Below are 18,457 nucleotides of genomic sequence, written 5' to 3' on the forward strand. Positions count from 1 at the left end.
GCGGCTTTTTTTGGCCTCAGGAAACCGCTGCCGGCGGTTTCGGTTCGACGCTTTTCAGCCCAGGCTTCTGAAACGGGTACAAGTGCTGGCGCAGGATACCGCCCGGCAAGTCCTTGCCAAAAACCCCGTAGCGCGTCGGCCACTCCTTGGGTGGCAACTTGAAGGTGCCAAACAGCATATCCACCAGCGGCGTATGGATCGCATAGTTCTTGTAGATGTAATCCTTGTGCCGGGCATGATGCCAATGGTGATAGCGCGGCAGGACCAGCACATAATTCAGCCAGCCGCCGTTGATCCGTACATTGGCGTGGGCCAGCACGGCCTGCACCCCGACCAGAATCACGTAGGCGTTCAACGCCTGGGGCGCAAAACCCAGCAGCATCAAAGGCACCAGCACGCCGGTGCGGGTGAGCAGAATCTCGATGAAGTGGACACGCGAGCCGGCGAGCCAATCCATGTGCGTGCTTGAGTGATGTACGGCATGCATGCGCCATAACCACGGCACGACGTGATACAGCCGATGCAGCCAGTACTGACCGAGGTCGGCTACCAGTACCGCCAGTAAGAACTGCACAACGATCGGCAGGCTTTGTACGCTGGCCTGCAAATCCGTCGACACGGCCCAACCGGCCATAAAACTCGACGAGGCAGTGATGAAAATCAGGATGAACTGCACCAGCATATGACTGACAAAAAAGTAGGTCAGGTCAGTTCGCCAGTGCGGACGCAGAATGTTTTGCTCGGGGTCCTTGGAATAGAGTTTTTCCAGGGGGATAAAGACGATGGCCGACACCAGCAGAGCCAGGACGAACCAGTCCAGCCCCAGCGAGTACGGTGTCTGCCCAATCGAGCTGATCTGCACATTGGTACCGCCGAGAAACACCGCCAGCCCCGAGGCGACAAGCCCGGTGATCCCCAGGCGTTTGCGCTTGTTGAGCAGGATATTCAGGGTGCCCAGGCTGAAAGACAGTACCAGCCCAAGCAATAGCGTGGTGCGCGCAAACTGCTCGTCGTACACCTTGCGCAGTTCGGCGGTGGTCAGCCATTCGGGAAAGAGAAAGCACAATACCGCCAGCAGGCTCAATAGCCCGAGCGTGGCTGAGATGTAGCCACTGACCCGCCCTTCACCAAACTTGAAGGGTGCATTGCCATGCTGCTGAAAATAGGACTTGAGTCTTTCCATTACTGATCTTCCATGATTCCGAAAACAAACTTGCAGTGAGTCGAGTCATTGCGACGCTGCAGTGACGCAGCCAGAAACAAAAAAGCCACTCATGGTGGCTTTTTTGCAGGTTATTGCTTGGGCGGTACAGCAGGTTTGACCGGATCACCCGGCTTCGGCGCCGGATTATCAAACAGATTCAAACGCTCACGAAGTTCGTGTGCCGGCAGCGGCTCTTTATCCGCCGGCAATGCGTTCGGATCGGCTGGCGGCGCCGGCACTTCGCCCGGACCACCCTGCCCTTGCGTCGGCGCTGGCGCCGGTTCGGCACCTTGTTCGCCTTCGATGGCGCGCTGGGCTTTCTTGGTGAGCACCACGATGTCGATCCGGCGGTTGACCGGGTTGAACGGGTTCTCCCGATCGAACAGTGCCGATGAGGCATAACCCACGACGCGTGCCACCTGTGAATCTGGGTAGCTGCCGGCGACCAATGCACGACGAGCCGCGTTGGCGCGGTTGGCCGAGAGTTCCCAGTTGCCGAAATCGCCGGTGCCCGAGTACGGCTTGGCATCGGTGTGGCCGCTGATGCTGATTTTGTTCGGCACCGCTTTGATGGTGTCGGCCATGGCCAGCAGAATGTCTTCGAAGTATGGCTTCAGACGCGCACTGCCGGAGTCGAACATCGGGCGGTTTTCAGCGTCCATGATCTGGATGCGCAGACCGTCCTGGGTGATCTCGAAGAGGATCTGGTCCTTGAATTTCTGCAATTGCGGGTTTTCATTGACCTTGTTCTGCAACTCTTGCAGCAACAACTCCAGGCGTTCCTTCTCGACCTGCTCGGCCATGCCTTCAACCTGCTCGGCGTCGATGGTCACCTTGTCTGGCTGCGGCTGAGATTTCACCTCCGGGTTGAGGGTGTTCTCCGGCGCCAGAGTCGGTGTGCCGCCCAGGTCGATGATGTACGGCGTACCGCTTTCGGAAAACCCGACCGGGTCCTTGAAGTAACCGGCGATGGCGATCTTCTGTTCAGGCGTCGCGGTGGACAGCAGCCACAACACCAGGAAGAACGCCATCATCGCCGTCGCGAAGTCCGCGAAGGCGATTTTCCAGGCGCCCCCGTGATGCCCTCCGGCGATGCGCTTGACGCGCTTGATGATTATCGGCTGGTTATTTTCCATGACTTAACGACCGCGAACCGCTTGTTCCAGCTCAGCGAAGCTAGGACGGTGCGCCGGGTACAGAACCTTGCGACCGAACTCCACCGCCAGCGACGGCGGCATCCCGGAAGCCGAAGCCACCAGCGAAGCCTTGATGGCTTCGTAGGTGTTCAGTTCTTCCTTGGCATCGTGAGCCAGGGAGTGGGCCAGCGGGCCAAAGAAACCGTAGGCCGCGAGAATACCGAAGAAGGTACCGACCAGTGCCGCCCCCACGTGCAGACCGATGGACTTCTGGTCGCCTTCGCCCAGGGATGCCATGGTCACCACGATCCCCAATACCGCCGCGACGATACCGAAACCGGGCATGGCGTCGGCGATGCCGTTCACCGCGTGGGACGGGTGCTCAAGGTCTTCCTTGAGGCTGTAGAGTTCCATGTCGAACAGGCCTTCCAGCTCATGGGGAGCCATGTTGCCGGAGGACATGATGCGCAGGTAATCGCAGATGAACGCGGTCATGCGTTCGTCTTTGAGCACCGCCGGGTACTTGGCGAAGATCGGGCTCGCGGCGGCATCTTCGATGTCGCCTTCGATCGCCATCATGCCTTCGCGACGGCTCTTGTTGAGGATCTCGTAAATCAGCCCCAGCACTTCCAGGTAGAAGGTGTGGTTGAAACGCGAACTGAACATGCCCAAGGACTTCTTGAGCACGTGCATTGTCATGTGGCCGGGGTTGGCCTGCAGGAAGGCGCCAAGGGCCGCGCCGCCGATAATCATCACCTCGAAAGGCTGGATGAGAGCGGCAATCTTGCCGTGGGAAAGCACGTATCCGCCGAGCACGCTCGCGAATACGACGATGATGCCGATAATTTTAGCCATAGGTAGGAGAGCACTTACTGAGTCGGGTTCAAGGTCATATTCGGAAGTTAAAAAATCTCTTCTTCTACTTATCGGCAAAACTGCGCCAGACTATAGCCAGTTAAGGCGAAAAGCTAATTTGACCCGTTCAGGGCATAGGTAAAGCAGACGATGATCGCGTCCAGACATGGCTAACGAAACGAACGTCCCAACGCCAAAACCAACTACGCTTGAAAGCTGGGTCAAGCTTCTCGATGGCGTACGCCTGCCGGTTCCGCAAACCAGCCACGACCGGGTCTGCAAAGCCATCCGCGATAACCGCAGCTCGCTACGTGACATCGCTGAACTGATGCAGGAAAGCCCGGCCCTGGCGTTGAGCGTGATTCGCGAAGCCAACCGTCACACCCATGGCAGCATGACCGAGCCTGCTGAAAACCTTGAGGTGGCGATCAATCGCCTCGGTTTGAAACGCACCGAAGAACTGCTCGACCGCCTGCCCGCCGAACCCCAATTGCAAATCCCCGTCGCCCTGCGCCAGCTTCAACTGATCAGCCAGCACGCCACTCAACAGGCCAACGGTTTTTTTGCCAGTCGCCTGGCGCGACTGTGGCAGGACATCCACTGGGGCAGCCTGCTGTTTCTCTCGCCACTCTGGCCCATGGCGCTGACCCATCCGCAGTTGCTTGAAGAGTGGGAGTTGCGGGTTATCCATAAAGGCGAGTCGGCACGCAAAGTCGAAAAGCAATTGTTCGGTGTGCGCCTGCTGGAAATCTGTCTGGCGCTGGTGGACGTCTGGCGCCTGCCGATCTGGGTGCAGCAAGGTTATCGGCTGCTGCGCAGCGAGCAACGTGAGCTGGTGAAAGTCCTGCGCATCGCACGTGACAGCGACCACCCATTGCGCCAACAGAACCGCCTGGATGACGACCCGACGTTGCGCCGCTGGCTCAATCAGCCCGCCAATACCGTGCTGCTGGCCAACGGTCTGGCGCTGGCGGCACAACAGGCCTGGGACAGCCCCCATTGCGAGCGCTGGCAGTACCTGACCAGCCTTTACCTGCAAATGCCGATGGATGAGGTGCAACAACAATTGCACCAGCAGGCAGCCAACAGCGCTCGCCAACACGCCATGCCAGACCTCTGGCACCCGGCCGAATCGCTGATCTGGCCACCGGGCGCGCACCGCGTGCATGCCGGTTTGTTGCCCGCACCGGCGCCGACCGCCGAAGACCTGGCGAAGTGGCGCAAGCAATGCGCCGAATTGCTGGTGGAGCCGAGCCGCTTTACCAATGCCATGCACTTGACCACATCGGCCCGGGACGCTCTGGTGGCGTGTGGCATGCGCCGGGTGATGATTCTGATGGCCGATCGCACGCACGCCAATTTGCGTGTGCACCAGACCGCCGGGCTACCCAAGGAAGTGGCCGGCCTGAACCTGGTGGTCAGCCAGAGCACCGTGCTGCAACGCCTGCTCGCGCAACAGGCCCAGGTGCGCCTGACGCCGGCCAACAACGCACAATTCTCGGCCCTGCTGCCAGCCAGCTTGCGTAACCAATTCAGTGGCGAACACCTGCTGCTGCGCTCACTGGTCAACAACGGCCGGGTGATCATGATCGTGGTAGCGGATCAGGGCGGCGGACCGTTCTCGGAAATCACCGTGCAAGCGTTCGGCAAAACCGCTCAATGCATCGAAAAGGCCCTGCACAGCTTTAGCCACCGATAGGGCCTGTTATCAGTTATTTCCTGCCCCAAAATAACTGATAACAGGCCCTCATGACGCTGCGCTACAATCCTCCCCTTTGTGCTCTGGAGACCTCACATGTCTGACTTCTCTGGCTTGGCGCTGGTGATCGAACCGAGCGACCTGCTCCCGCGTCTCGACTCCCGCGAACTGATTCTGGTGGACCTGACCAGCAGCGCCCGCTATGCCGAAGGGCATATCCCCGGTGCACGCTTTGTCGATCCAAAACGCACTCAGCTGGGGCAGGCACCTGCGCCTGGCCTGTTGCCAACCCACGCCGCGCTTGAAGCATTGTTCGGCGAACTGGGGCACAACCCTGATGCGGTCTATGTCGTCTATGACGATGAAGGCGGCGGTTGGGCCGGGCGTTTTATCTGGCTGCTGGATGTCATCGGCCACAGCAAGTGTCACTATGTCGACGGCGGCCTGCCGGCCTGGCTGGCAGAAGGTTTGCCCATGTCGATCCAGATCCCGCCGGCAGTCGGCGGCCCGGTCGCCCTGACCCTGCACGACGAACCTGTCGCCACCCGCGAATACCTGCAAAGCCGCCTCGGCGCCGCTGACCTGGCGATCTGGGACGCACGTGGCCCGCAGGAATACTCCGGCGAGAAAGTGTTGGCGGCCAAGGGCGGGCACATCCCCGGCGCGGTCAATTTCGAATGGACCGCCGGCATGGATCAGGCGCGCAACCTGCGTATCCGCACCGACATGCCGAAAATCCTGGAACAACTCGGCATTACCAAAGACAAAGAAGTCATTACCCACTGCCAGACACACCATCGCTCTGGCTTCACCTATCTGGTGGCCAAGGCGCTCGGTTATCCGCGGGTCAAAGGCTACGCCGGCTCCTGGGGCGAATGGGGCAACCACCCTGACACGCCCGTAGAGATTTAAGTTTTTCAAGGACAGTTAATGAATAAGCGTTTGTTTATCCTCAGCCAATACCTGCTGCCCCATCACTTGCTCTCGCGACTGGCCGGCTGCATTGCCGAATGCCGCGTGCGCTGGTTCAAGAACGCCTTTACCGCCTGGTTCGCCAAGCGTTATCAAGTGGACATGTCCCAGGCGCTGGTCGAAGACCTGACGGCTTACGAGCACTTCAATGCGTTCTTTACCCGCGCCTTGAAGGACGGTGCTCGCCCGCTGGATCAAACTCCAGGCGCGATCCTCAGCCCGGCTGACGGTGCGGTCAGCCAGCTCGGCCCGATCGAACACGGTCGCGTTTTCCAGGCCAAGGGCCACAGCTTCAGCGTGCTGGAACTGCTGGGTGGCGACGCGGCCAACGCAGCGCCCTTCATGGGCGGCGATTTCGCCACCATTTATCTGTCGCCGAAAGACTACCACCGTGTGCACATGCCGCTGGCCGGCACTCTGCGCGAAATGGTCTACATCCCCGGCCGCATCTTCTCGGTCAACCAGACCACCGCTGAAAACGTTCCGGAACTGTTCGCCCGCAACGAGCGTGTAGCGTGCATTTTCGACACCGAGCGCGGCCCGATGGCCGTGGTGTTGGTGGGTGCGATGATCGTGGCGTCGATCGAAACCGTTTGGGCTGGCTTGGTCACACCGCCAAAACGCGAGCTGAAAACCTTCCGCTACGATGAAGCGGCCCGTGCGCCGATTCACTTGGAAAAAGGTGCGGAACTGGGTCGTTTCAAGCTCGGTTCTACGGCGGTCGTGCTGTTCGGACCGGATCAAGTGAAATGGGCTGAAGGGCTGGGCGCCCTTTCGCCAGTGCAGATGGGCCAGGGCATCGGCCTGCCAACCGCCTGATCCCTCGATCCGATCCCACGAACGCCTTTCGTGGGATCGGACATTTCCTCCCGTTGCGCCCCCTCCTCCAGCGTTCATAGCTGCTACAGTCAAAGTCATTCGTTGCCCATTTCCCGGTCGGAGTTTGTCCACGGCATGAATGAGACCAATCCTGCCCTGCTGCTACGCGCACCGATCCCGACGCAGTCGCGCCTGTCTTTCTGCGAAGCCACGCCACGCGACCTCAAGCGCTGGATCGCCAACCTGCCCAAAGCCAACATCGGTGAAACCGCTCGCCTGTTGTACCAAGGCTTGAATGAACTCAACCAACTGCTCACACCCAGCGACAATCGCCTGCAATTGCTCGAATTGCTGCGGCCCGAGGTGTATTACGTCTGCAAGCTCCTGGAGCGGCATTTTCTGCACCAGGCCATTGTGCTCGACGAGCGCTCGCGCAAGATTGCCAACCTTTGCCAGGCGCTGCAGAGCCACTTGGCGATCGGCTACAAGCAGATCGTCGTCCGCATTGCACCGCGTTTCAGTAAAGACCGTGCACCGCTGCTGACCCTGGCATTGCAACGTGCCGTCCATTGCTTGAACGGTACGTTGATCCGCGCCACTGAGCTCTATTGCCCAGCGCCCGAAGGGCTGTGGCTGGAACTGCATCAGCTGTACCGGATCGGCTGCGAACTTCAGCTGCAACATCAGAGCGTGCGCGATGAACTGGCCAGCCAGACGCAAAGCCTGAGTATCGAGCAGACCTACGTCGTCGCCCTCCTGCTGGGTGCTTCACGCTGCAATCAACTGCGCCAGAACCAGATAGCCCGGCTCGCCGAAGTGCTGGAACCCTGGAGCCAATGGATCAAGCTGCAACCCTCGGACAACGGGCTGTTTGCCGTCGCCCCAGACCTCGACAGCGGCCCGCGTTATCGCGTCAAATTCCCTGCCGAACAACAGGAGCGCTTGTTGGGGATCGACCCGCAGCCCTTGGTCGCTGCCATCGAAATCCATCTGCAACAATCGGCCGACAAGGCATCGCCGCTGCCGGTTCCGACGGGGCTGAATCTGGATACGCTCCAACACCTGCATGCCGCCTGGGGCCAGGCCTCCGAGCGTGGTTTCCAGCGCACCGTCGGCCACGGCACGTTGACCCTGTGCGTGGGCATGAGCGCCCTGCACTTTTATCTCGGTGGCAAACGCCCGTTCAACGACATCCTGAAAAAACCCGGCGCCCGCCCCGCGCAGTTCTCGGCAGCCGAGCCGGCAGGACGCGCCAAGGACCAATGGAAACAGGCCTTCGACGCCGCCCCCCATGGCACGGCAGACACGCTGCTGCCCTACGAAGAGATCGAATATCCACACCTTCAGAAACATGACAACCACGAGGCGTCCGGCCAACAGCATTTCCCGACCTACGCGCTACCGGTGATCAATCACAGCCCTGGCGGTTATTGCCTGGCCTGGCCCGGCGCAGTGCCTGCCGAACTGCAGGCTGGCGAAATGGTCGGTATCGAGGATACGGCCGGTCAAGGCTGGAGCGTTGCCGTGGTGCGCTGGATCCGCCAGGTACGGGGCGGCGGCACGCAGATGGGTATCGAACACGTTGCGCCTTACGCCGAACCCTGCGGCCTGCAACTGATTCGCTCCGGCGACGAACACAGCCAGTACTTGCGCGGGCTGTTACTGCCCGCTATCAGCGCCATCGACCTGCCGGCCACCCTGCTCACGCCGCGCCTGCCGTTCCAGGAAGGTAATAAGGTGTTGATCAACACCAATGGCCAGGAACGCCCGGCCGAGCTGGAGAGACGGATGACGGGCACCAACAGCTTCAATCAGTTTGCCTACCGTTCGCTGGAAGTAGCCAGAAACGAAAACGCCGCGGAAGGCGGCGTGGTCGGGGTAGCGCAAGAGTTCGATTCGTTGTGGAAGTCGCTATAACGGCGAGTCCCAGAGGGTGCCCCTATCGCGAGCAGGCTCGCGATAGGGCTCGCCCGGACGGTCGAAAACTCAGAGCTGCCCGTCGCGATCCCGGAAGCCCAGCAGATACAGCACGCCATCCAGCCCAAGGGTGGAAATTGCCTGCTTCGCCGATTGCTTGACCAATGGTTTGGCGCGGAACGCTACGCCCAGCCCGGCAATCGCCAGCATCGGCAGGTCGTTGGCACCGTCACCGACGGCAATCGTCTGCTCCAGACGCAAACCTTCTTTATGCGCCAGTTCACGCAGCAAATCCGCCTTGCGTTGCGCATCGACAATCGGTTCGACCGCCACGCCGGTGACTTTGCCATCGACCACTTCCAGTTCGTTGGCGAACACATAGTCGATGCCCAGCTTGGCCTGCAGCTGCTTGGCGAAGTAGGTGAAGCCGCCCGACAGAATCGCGGTCTTGTAGCCCAGACGCTTGAGTTCCGCGAACAGGGTTTCGGCGCCCTCGGTCAGGCGCAGGGAAGCACCGATGGAGTCCAGCACGCTGACGTCCAGCCCTTGCAGCAAGGCCAGGCGCTCCTTGAAGCTGGCGCGGAAGTCCAGCTCGCCGGCCATCGCTCGCTCAGTGATCGCGGACACCTGGTCGCCAACGCCGGCGGCCTTGGCCAGTTCGTCGATGACCTCGGCTTCAATCAGCGTCGAGTCCATGTCGAACACCGCCAGGCGACGGTTACGGCGGAACAGCGAATCTTCCTGGAAGGCGATGTCGACGTTCAGCTCTTGCGCGACGCTGAGGAATTCAGCCCGCAGCGCTTGCGGGTCAGCCGCTTCGCCACGTACGGAAAATTCGATGCAGCCCTTACCCTTGTCGGCCGGGGTGTCCAGCGGCATGCGCCCGGACAGACGGTCGATATGGTCGATGTTCAGACCGTATTTGGCGGTGATCGAACTCACACGCTGCAATTGCTCGGCGGTCACTTTGCGGGTCAACAGGGTGACGATGTGGCGTTTCTTGCCCTGGTTGCCGACCCACTGCTGGTAATCCTCTTCGGACACCGGCGTGAAACGCACTTGTTGCTCAAGCTCATAGCCTTTGAACAGGATGTCTTTGAGCACCGAGTTGCCTTGCTCGGTGTCAGGAATTTCAACCAGGATGCCGAACGACAGGGTGTCGTGGATCACCGCCTGACCGATGTCGAGAATGTTCACACCACCCTGGGCCAGAACGCCGGTTATGGCCGCAGTCAGACCCGGACGGTCGACTCCCGTGATGTTTATCAGGACGATTTCGCGCAAGGCGCACCCCCGCAGGTGGAAAAAAACCGCATTCTACCCATTTTCAGTGACCATCGGGCACCGCGAGCGCTTTGACGGCCTAGGGCCTGTCGCTATACTGCGCGTCAACTTCACGGACAAAGAGCCGAGCTCAAGTGAACCGGCCCACGCCAGTAAAAACCGATAACTTCTTTCTGCTGATCTTCCGGGCACTGCGTCATCGCCGTGTACCGATCGCATTACGCATTGCCAGCCATAACGTGATCCTGGTCGCTCTGGCCCTGGTGATCTATGCCTGTGTGATGGGTTTGCAGTTCAAGCAGGCCATGCACGAGCAGGCGGATGCCCTGGGCGAAAGCCTGACTACCCAGACGGCTACGTCGGCCACGGAGCTGTTGGTGTCCAACGACATCCTCAGCCTGAATGTGCTGCTCAACAACCTGACCAAGAACAAGCTGGTGGCCCACGCTGCCATCTACAGCGTGGATAACCGCATCCTCGCCGAAGCCGGTCAGCGTCCCAAGCACGGCCTGCTGGGCGAAGCCGAAGGCATGTACCAGAGCAAGATCACCTTCCAGGACGTGACCGCCGGGCAACTGCGCATCAGCCTGGACATGGATCAGTTCCAGCAGCCGATGACCATCAGCCTGCAAAGCATGGGCATTCTGAGCGCGATTCTGCTGGCGCTGTCCCTGGCCTTGAGCCTGCGCCTGGGCCGCAATATCTCCACGCCGCTGCTGCAGTTGCGGGTGTGGCTGCGCAATATCGACGAATACACCCCGGCCACCGAGCGTCAGGATGAAGTCGGCGATCTCGCTCGCCAGCTGCACGCCAATTTCGCGCCGGAGCCGGCCGAACCCGAGCCCGTTCCGGAGCCCGAGTTCGACGACAGCGATGACGACGAAGAGACCGATCCGGCCTTCGAAGTACGCAACCTGCGTGATCCTAGCTTCGATGAAAGCCGACCGGTGGCAGGTCTCAAGCCTGCTCCGCGGCGCATTGTCAGCACGGTCGAAGACGACGAGGACGACGAAGACCCGTTTGCCGATCTGCGTGACGATTCGACAGACAGTGCGCCGAAATCCGTCGCAAAGCCGCAGGTATCGAACGTGCCTCAACACAGCGCGGTATTGGCGGTGCAACTGGGCGCACAGGATCAACTCCGTCGCCTGCCCCGCGCACGTCTGGAAGAGCTGCTCAAACGCTACCGCGATTGCCTCGATCAGGCGGCGTCGCTCTACCAGAGCGAACTGCACACCCTGAACGATGGCAGCACGCTGATGCTGTTCCATACCGAAGACAGCGGCGATGACTACCTGACCAACGCCATCTGCTGCGGTGAGTTGCTGCGCGCCCTGGGTCATCAGTTGCAGATCGAAGTCGCCGACAGCGGCATCACCCTGCAATTGCAGTTGGGCCTGACCTTGGGCGACGAACTGTTCGGCTTGAGCCAGATCGACCTGCTACTGACCGAAACCGCTCAGGATGCCCTGGCCCTGTCGCAACACAGCCGCAACCTGCTGCTGGTGGAGCGCAAGATCAGCGACGACGCGCTGATTCGCCAGCGTGCGCGGATCCGCCCGATTGCAAGCCCTGAGGGTGCGTGCTGCGTAGAACGCCTGATGGAGCCTTATCCATCGATGCTGGAGCGGCAACTGGCGCGGATGCACGAACGCCGGGCATAACCCGTAACCTTGTGCCTGCTATAGAGAAGCCCGCAGATGAGTGATCGTCTGCGGGCTTTTTGTTGTCCCTTAACTCTTGTAGCAGCTGCCGAGCCTGCGAGGCTGCGTTCGGCTGCACAGCAGTCGTAAAATCAGGCGATGGGCACGGTCAGGCAAAACGCGCCAACAAGGTCTGCGAGGACTTCTTCCTCGAACGCAGCCTCGCAGGCTCCGCAGCTGCTACGACCAACCCGCAAAAACAACAAAGCCCGCACAAGGCGGGCTTTGTTCTGGACTCAATCCAGGCTCAGAACCTGAACACTTCCATATCCGTACGAATCGGCGAGGCCATCGGGATCTTTGGCTGTTTCTCCGGCTCTGCTGCCGGTGCTGCCGGTTTGGCAGCCGGTTTGCGCGGTGCTTCAGCGATCGGTGGCTGGTTGGCCAGTGGCTTGAGCGCTGTGGACAGTTGCTCGGCCAGACGCTGCAGCAACACACCCTGGGCCTGAACCTGAGACGCCGTGCCGCCGGAGTGCTGCTCTTGCAGATGAATGATACGGTTATCACGCACCTGACCACGACGATCGATCAGGCGCCATTGCGCGTCCAGGATCGCCGGTTGCGACACACCCGAGTCCAGACGGGTGATGGTCAGCAGAACCTGAACATCCGGCGTGAAGCCCACTGTCGCAGGTGCCAGGACAACGCGCTGGCTGTCCAGATGACCTGCGACCTGACGCAGCAACAGCTGATCGATGTCCGACGACAGGCTGCCCGCCCAACGACCGTCGGCCGATGCTTGAAGGCTGCCATCCGGCTGACGCTGCAACAAGGTTTCACGTTGCAGGTAATCAGCAACCGTTACCGGGCCCAACAATACCGCCATGCCCGCGCTTTGCGCAGGCTGAGCCGGACTTCCGCTGTCCAGTTGATACAGCGACACCGGCTGGTGCACGCTGCAACCCGCCAGGCCAAGAACGCCAGCGAGCATCAAAATAAAAGGAAGGCGCAGAGCAGTCATCGTCCCATCCAGGTGGCTGCCACAAGGCTCACCACAGTGAAAATACTCAAAAAATATGAAGAACGCTCGGCCACGCCGGCGCTTGAAAGGCCATATCATCCGTGAATATGCGTTCCGACTCCAGCGCCAAAGCGTCGATCTACGCGTTAAATCGTAGATCGAGCGCTCTAGGACGCTTAATTGAGGTTTTCGACGAACAGCGCATCCACTCTCTGAAAACCGCGTGGCAGCTTATTACCGCGACGCCCACGCTCACCTTTGTAGTGTTCGAGGTCGTCCGCCTTCAGTGACAAGGTACGTTTGCCGGCCTGCAGCACCAAAGTGGCGCCCTCCGGCAAAACAGCGATGTCCGTGACATATTCTTCGCGACTGGCAACACGCTCACCGGGAATCCCGATGATCTTATTCCCTTTACCTTTACCTAATTGTGGCAGATCGCTGATTTTGAAGATCAGCAGGCGACCCTCGGTGGTCACTGAGGCCAGCCAGTTGTGTTCACGGTCGGCCACCGGACGCGGCAGGATGACCTTGGCGTTGTTCGGCAGGCTCAACAGGGCCTTGCCCGCCTTGTTCTTGGCTTGCAGGTCTTCGCCCTTGACCACGAAACCGTAACCGGCGTCGGACGCAATCACGTACAGCGCATCATCTTCAGGCATCAGCACGCATTCGAAGCTCGCCCCTGGTGGCGGCGTCAGACGGCCGGTCAGCGGTTCGCCCTGGCCACGGGCCGACGGCAGTGTGTGAGTTGCAACCGAATAACTGCGGCCGGTGGAGTCGATAAACACCGCAAACTGGTTAGAGCGCCCGGCCGCCGAGGTCTTGAAGCCATCCCCGGCCTTGTAGGAAAGACCGGTGGCGTCGATGTCGTGACCTTTGGCAGAGCGAACCCAGCCTTTTTCCGACAATACGACCGTTACTTTCTCGTTCGGCAGCAGATCGTGCTCGGTCATCGCCTTGGCTTCGGCGCGCTCGACGATTGGCGAACGACGGTCATCGCCATAGGTTTCGGCGTCCTTGATCAGCTCGCTGCGTACCAGTTTCTTCAGCTTGGCTTCGCTGCCCAACAGGGCTTGCAGCTTGGCCTGCTCCTTGAGCAGTTCATCCTGCTCGGCACGCAGCTTCATTTCTTCCAGTCGCGCCAACTGACGCAAGCGGGTGTCGAGAATGTAGTCGGCCTGGATTTCGCTCAGGGCATAGCGCTCGATCAGGCTGGCCTTCGGCTGCTCCTCGGTACGGATGATGTGGATCACTTCGTCCAGGTTGAGGTAGGCAATCAGCAAGCCGTCCAACAGGTGCAGACGACGCTCGACCTTGTCCAAACGGAATTGCAGGCGTCGACGCACGGTCCGCACGCGGAATTCCAGCCATTCCACCAGCAATGCGCGCAGGTTCTTGAGCTGCGGCTTGCCGTCGAGGCCAATGATGTTGATGTTGACCCGATAGCTGGATTCCAGCTCGGTGGTCGCGAACAGATGCTGCATCAGCGCTTCGTGATCGACCCGGCTGTTGACCGGAATAATCACGATGCGGCAAGGGTTCTCGTGGTCCGACTCGTCGCGCAAGTCCGCGATCTGCGGGGCTTTCGACGGTTTGGCCTGCATCATCGCGGCAATCTGCTCCAGCACTTTGGCGCCAGAGACCTGGTGCGGCAGTGCCGTCACGACGATGTCGCCGTCTTCGACGTGGTAAACAGCGCGCATGCGCACCGAACCGCGACCGGTTTCGTAGATTTTCAGCAGGTCGGCGCGCGGCGTGATGATTTCCGCTTCGGTCGGATAATCCGGGCCCTGAATGTGTTCACAGAGCTCCTCGACCGTGGCTTTCGGTTCATCCAGCAAGCGCACGCAAGCGGTCGCGACTTCGCGCAGGTTATGCGGCGGGACGTCGGTGGCCATGCCCACGGCGATACCGGTGGTGCCGTTGAGCAGAATGTTCGGCAAACGGGCCGGCAACACCAGAGGTTCTTCCAGGGTGCCGTCGAAGTTCGGGCCCCAGTCCGCGGTGCCCTGGCCCAGTTCGCTGAGCAGCACTTCGGAATAACGCGACAGCCGCGCTTCGGTGTATCGCATGGCCGCGAAGGACTTGGGATCGTCCGGCGCACCCCAGTTACCCTGGCCGTCGACCAGCGTGTAGCGGTAGCTGAACGGCTGGGCCATCAGCACCATGGCTTCATAGCACGCCGAGTCGCCGTGAGGATGGAATTTACCGAGCACGTCACCGACGGTACGCGCCGACTTCTTGTGCTTGGAATCGGCGTCCAGCCCCAACTCGCTCATCGCATAGACGATGCGTCGCTGAACCGGTTTCAGGCCGTCGCCGATATGCGGCAAGGCACGGTCCATGATCACGTACATGGAGTAGTTGAGGTAGGCATTTTCGGTGAAGTCAGCCAGTGACCGGCGTTCTACACCGTCCAGGCTGAGATCAAGGGAGTCGCTCATGCGGGCCTCATTATTTCGTGGTCTGGCGCAGCAGCATGGTGCCACCGCGCTGGGTAAATTCAAGTTTGTTCAGTGCGCTCATGCCGAGCAGCACTTGATTGCCGTGCAAACCGGGCGCCACCAGCGCGCGAACGTCACGCAGCACGATGGCGCCCAGTTGCAGCCGGTCGAGGCGGGTTCGATAGCCCTCACTCAAGCCATTGGCCGTGCTCAGGGTCACCCCGAAGCCTTTTTCCAGCTTCAATCGTTCAGCCATTTCGGCTGGGATCGACACATCGGTTGCGCCGGTATCGAGCATGAACTCCACGGGCTGGCCGTTGATCTGGCCGGTGGCGACAAAATGCCCCTGGCTGTTGCCGATCAGCTTCACCTCGATAAAACCCTGGCCCTGCTCAGAGCTGACGACGGTGTTGGGATTTTGTTGACGCTCCTCCCATTGACCGAAGAACCGCGTCGCCAGAAACAGCGCGGCGCCCCAGGCCAGCACCATCAACACCCGACCGGCGCGTTTGCCCGGCGGTTGCTGACTCATGGCTTGGCACTCCAGCCACCTTCAGGCGCGGCAAAGCGCCACACAATCGGGCGCACCTCGCCGTCGGCACGTGCACCGTTGTTGTTGTCGATACCGATCCAGGCACCGTCGACGTCGATGATCAGCGCTTCCGCCAGCCCAAAGGGCTGTGAATAACGACGATTTTCCTGCAAGGCCTCGGCGGCAAACGACCAGCAGCGCTCGACCTTGGCCGTCACCGCATCACGGCGGCAGATCTGAAAGGCGTTGCGCTCAAGGGTAAACAGCTTGCCGTCGAACAATGACAGATCAGCAAAATCCCGAGGGCGCGCTCTGGCGTGGGGAAATTGCGCTGGCTGCATTTCCATCCCGCCTTCACTCAGCAGCACACAGCTACCGTCGCAGTCCCACACTGTTTGCTGGCGCTTGATCAGCAACAAACCGCGGCGCTCACGTTCGGCGGCTAGCCACAGCGTGTCACCGGCCGGATTGATCGCCAAGCCTTCAAATAATGCATTGAAGTGCAACAACATGCCGCTCGCCCGCGCTTCGCGAACCAGCATCGGCGAGATTTTCAGCCAGGACGCAGGCCCGGTTGGCGGTACTTGCAACACCGCGGCGTGGCCTTCGCTGACGATGTAACGATTGCCCGCGCTGTCACAGGTGATGCCTTCGAAATCCAGATCCCCGCCCCGCACGAACGATGCCGCCCAAGTCCGCGCACGCAAGCCCCAAGGCAAACCGGTGTCGGGCACCAGGGGTACGTCAATGTGCACGGTTTCGGCTTGCCAGGTGGGGTTGCGGGTGTCGAGGCGATAGATTTGATCATCGTCGCGATCCGAAACGGTCCACAGCTCCTTGCCACACTGGGCCAGCCCTGACAGATTGCCGCCGCGCATGCCGTCGACGGCATGTTCGGACAACAGGCGCAGCTCTAGCGCAGGCTCGGCAGAAACCGTCACCGAAGTCAGCAGCAACGCACACGCCAGGGCCCAGCCAAAGCGCATCAGCCCAAAACCTCGGCCAGGTTGCCTTTGGATTCCAGCCAGGTCTTGCGATCGCCCGCGCGTTTTTTCGCCAGCAACATATCCATCATTTCCGAGGTTTCGGCGAAATCTTCACCCAGCGTCAGTTGCACCAGGCGCCGCGTGTTCGGGTCCATGGTGGTTTCGCGCAACTGTGGCGGGTTCATTTCACCCAGCCCCTTGAATCGGGTGACCTGCGGCTTGCCACGTTTCTTCTCGGCCACCAGGCGATCGAGGATGCCGTCGCGCTCGGCCTCGTCGAGGGCGTAGTAGATCTCTTTGCCCAGGTCGATACGGTACAGCGGCGGCATCGCGACATAGACGTGACCGGCATCCACCAGCGGGCGGAAATGCTGGACGAACAAGGCGCAGAGTAAGGTTGCGATGTGCAGACCATCGGAGTCGGCGTCGGCGAGGATGCAGATCTTGCCGTAACGCAACTGGCTCATGTCCGCCGCGCCCGGATCGACACCAATCGCCACGGCGATGTTGTGCACTTCCTGGCTGGCCAGCACTTCGCTGCCATCGACTTCCCAGGTGTTCAGGATCTTGCCGCGCAATGGCAGGATCGCCTGAAACTCTTTGTCCCGCGCTTGCTTGGCCGAACCGCCTGCGGAGTCACCTTCCACCAGGAACAGCTCGGAACGCATCGGGTCCTGCCCGGCGCAGTCGGCGAGCTTGCCCGGCAATGCCGGCCCTTGGGTAATGCGTTTGCGCTCGACCTTCTTGCTGGCCTTCAGACGACGACCGGCGTTGTTGATCGCCAGTTCAGCCAGCAACATGCCGGTTTCCGGGTTGGCGTTGAGCCACAGGCTGAAAGCATCCTTGACCACACCGGAAACGAAGGCGGCCGCTTCACGGGAGGACAGGCGCTCCTTGGTCTGGCCGGAGAATTGCGGTTCCTGCATCTTCATCGACAGGACGAAAGCGATACGCTCCCAGACGTCTTCCGGCGCCAGCTTCACACCACGCGGCAACAGGCTGCGGAACTCGCAGAACTCGCGCATGGCGTCGAGCAAGCCCTGACGCAGACCGTTGACGTGAGTACCGCCCTGGGCTGTCGGGATCAGGTTGACGTAGCTTTCCTGAACGCTGTCGCCGCCCTCGGGCAACCACAGCAACGCCCAATCGACGGCTTCCTTGTTACCGGCCAGGCTGCCGCAGAACGGCTCGTCAGGCAGGCGTTCGAATTCGCTGACCGCGTCTACCAGGTAGGAGCGCAGGCCGTCTTCGTAATGCCATTCGACTTTCTCGCCGGTGGCCTTGTCTTCAAAACTGACCAGCAACCCTGGGCACAGAACGGCCTTGGCCTTGAGCACATGCTTGAGGCGGCTGATGGAGAATTTCGGTGAATCGAAATACTTCGGGTCCGGTGCGAAGAACACGCTGGTGCCGGTATTGCGCTTGCCGACGGTGCCGATGACTTCCAGCTCGGTTTTCTTGTAACCGTCGGCGAAGGTCATCTGGTATTCGTTGCCGTCGCGTTTTACACGCACCCGGACTTCGGTCGACAAGGCGTTGACCACGGAAATACCCACCCCGTGCAAACCGCCGGAGAACTGGTAGTTCTTGTTGGAAAACTTGCCGCCCGCATGGAGTTTGGTGAGGATCAGCTCGACGCCCGAAACACCCTCTTCCGGGTGAATGTCCACCGGCATGCCACGGCCGTCATCGCTGACTTCCAGGGAGTGATCGGCGTGCAGGATGACCTGCACCGACGTTGCATGCCCGGCCAAGGCTTCGTCGACGCTGTTGTCGATGACTTCCTGGGCGAGGTGGTTCGGCCGACTGGTGTCGGTGTACATGCCGGGGCGTTTGCGCACCGGGTCGAGGCCCGAGAGGACTTCGATGGCGTCTGCGTTATAAGAGCTAGCGCTGGGAGTGGCCATGGGGTCTCGTCGTCAGTGTTCAGTGAAAATAGGGGGCAATG

14 protein-coding genes are annotated in these 18,457 nt (G+C 60.6%); 5 read left to right on the top strand and 9 right to left on the bottom strand.

The annotated features are described in order from the left end of the window. Positions 1 to 16: 16 nt before the first annotated feature. The 3 genes from AF70_RS28350 to motA form a co-directional block, all read right to left on the bottom strand. Positions 17 to 1,183: a sterol desaturase family protein gene (locus tag AF70_RS28350; protein ID WP_028940167.1), complete on the bottom strand. Its 1,167-nt coding sequence runs from the start codon at positions 1,181 to 1,183 to the stop codon at positions 17 to 19. A gap of 110 nt (positions 1,184 to 1,293) precedes the next feature. Further along, positions 1,294 to 2,340, bottom strand: a complete 1,047-nt coding sequence (motB, locus tag AF70_RS28355; RefSeq protein WP_019582194.1) for a flagellar motor protein MotB — start codon at positions 2,338 to 2,340, stop codon at positions 1,294 to 1,296. A 3-nt stretch (positions 2,341 to 2,343) separates the two neighbouring features. After that, positions 2,344 to 3,195 carry a flagellar motor stator protein MotA gene (gene motA, locus AF70_RS28360; protein ID WP_018928515.1) on the bottom strand — a complete coding sequence of 284 codons (852 nt, stop codon included), beginning with the start codon at positions 3,193 to 3,195 and terminating at the stop codon, positions 2,344 to 2,346. A gap of 166 nt (positions 3,196 to 3,361) precedes the next feature. On the opposite strand from motA, the gene AF70_RS28365 reads away from it, so the two are divergent. The 4 genes from AF70_RS28365 (at position 3,362) to AF70_RS28380 (ending at position 8,602) form a co-directional block, all read left to right on the top strand. Then, positions 3,362 to 4,894: an HDOD domain-containing protein gene (locus AF70_RS28365; protein ID WP_019582193.1), complete on the top strand. Its 1,533-nt coding sequence runs from the start codon at positions 3,362 to 3,364 to the stop codon at positions 4,892 to 4,894. A gap of 96 nt (positions 4,895 to 4,990) precedes the next feature. Beyond that, the gene (locus AF70_RS28370; RefSeq protein ID WP_028940168.1) at positions 4,991 to 5,806 is read left to right on the top strand and encodes a rhodanese-like domain-containing protein; all 816 of its coding nucleotides are present in this window, start codon (positions 4,991 to 4,993) and stop codon (positions 5,804 to 5,806) included. 18 nt (positions 5,807 to 5,824) lie between these two features. Next, complete coding sequence (gene asd, locus AF70_RS28375; RefSeq protein WP_007939614.1) at positions 5,825 to 6,685, top strand: archaetidylserine decarboxylase; 861 nt, start codon at positions 5,825 to 5,827, stop codon at positions 6,683 to 6,685. A gap of 135 nt (positions 6,686 to 6,820) precedes the next feature. Continuing rightward, positions 6,821 to 8,602: a hypothetical protein gene (locus AF70_RS28380; RefSeq protein ID WP_028940169.1), complete on the top strand. Its 1,782-nt coding sequence runs from the start codon at positions 6,821 to 6,823 to the stop codon at positions 8,600 to 8,602. 69 nt (positions 8,603 to 8,671) lie between these two features. Here the strand turns inward: AF70_RS28380 and serB are convergent, their stop codons facing one another. Further along, positions 8,672 to 9,886: a phosphoserine phosphatase SerB gene (gene serB, locus AF70_RS28385; RefSeq protein ID WP_007939616.1), complete on the bottom strand. Its 1,215-nt coding sequence runs from the start codon at positions 9,884 to 9,886 to the stop codon at positions 8,672 to 8,674. 134 nt (positions 9,887 to 10,020) lie between these two features. Here serB and AF70_RS28390 point away from each other — a divergent pair, with 134 nt between their 5' ends. Next, positions 10,021 to 11,550: an AhpA/YtjB family protein gene (locus tag AF70_RS28390; protein ID WP_028940170.1), complete on the top strand. Its 1,530-nt coding sequence runs from the start codon at positions 10,021 to 10,023 to the stop codon at positions 11,548 to 11,550. A gap of 286 nt (positions 11,551 to 11,836) precedes the next feature. Here AF70_RS28390 and AF70_RS28395 read toward each other — a convergent pair whose 3' ends face one another. The 5 genes from AF70_RS28395 to parE form a co-directional block, all read right to left on the bottom strand. Further along, positions 11,837 to 12,550 (bottom strand): membrane integrity-associated transporter subunit PqiC, encoded by a 714-nt coding sequence (locus AF70_RS28395; protein ID WP_019582189.1) that lies wholly within the window; start codon positions 12,548 to 12,550, stop codon positions 11,837 to 11,839. 176 nt (positions 12,551 to 12,726) lie between these two features. Further along, complete coding sequence (parC, locus tag AF70_RS28400) at positions 12,727 to 14,991, bottom strand: DNA topoisomerase IV subunit A (protein WP_019582188.1); 2,265 nt, start codon at positions 14,989 to 14,991, stop codon at positions 12,727 to 12,729. A 10-nt stretch (positions 14,992 to 15,001) separates the two neighbouring features. Next, positions 15,002 to 15,523 carry a TIGR02281 family clan AA aspartic protease gene (locus AF70_RS28405; protein WP_018928522.1) on the bottom strand — a complete coding sequence of 174 codons (522 nt, stop codon included), beginning with the start codon at positions 15,521 to 15,523 and terminating at the stop codon, positions 15,002 to 15,004. Continuing rightward, positions 15,520 to 16,509: an esterase-like activity of phytase family protein gene (locus AF70_RS28410; protein WP_028940171.1), complete on the bottom strand. Its 990-nt coding sequence runs from the start codon at positions 16,507 to 16,509 to the stop codon at positions 15,520 to 15,522. Before AF70_RS28410 ends, AF70_RS28405 begins: the two co-directional genes overlap by 4 nt. Next, positions 16,509 to 18,416: a DNA topoisomerase IV subunit B gene (parE, locus tag AF70_RS28415; RefSeq protein ID WP_019582186.1), complete on the bottom strand. Its 1,908-nt coding sequence runs from the start codon at positions 18,414 to 18,416 to the stop codon at positions 16,509 to 16,511. The genes AF70_RS28410 and parE overlap by 1 nt, the downstream gene beginning before the upstream one ends. Positions 18,417 to 18,457: the final 41 nt, after the last annotated feature.

Source organism: Pseudomonas sp. KD5 (assembly GCF_012932895.1).
Classification (GTDB): domain Bacteria; phylum Pseudomonadota; class Gammaproteobacteria; order Pseudomonadales; family Pseudomonadaceae; genus Aquipseudomonas.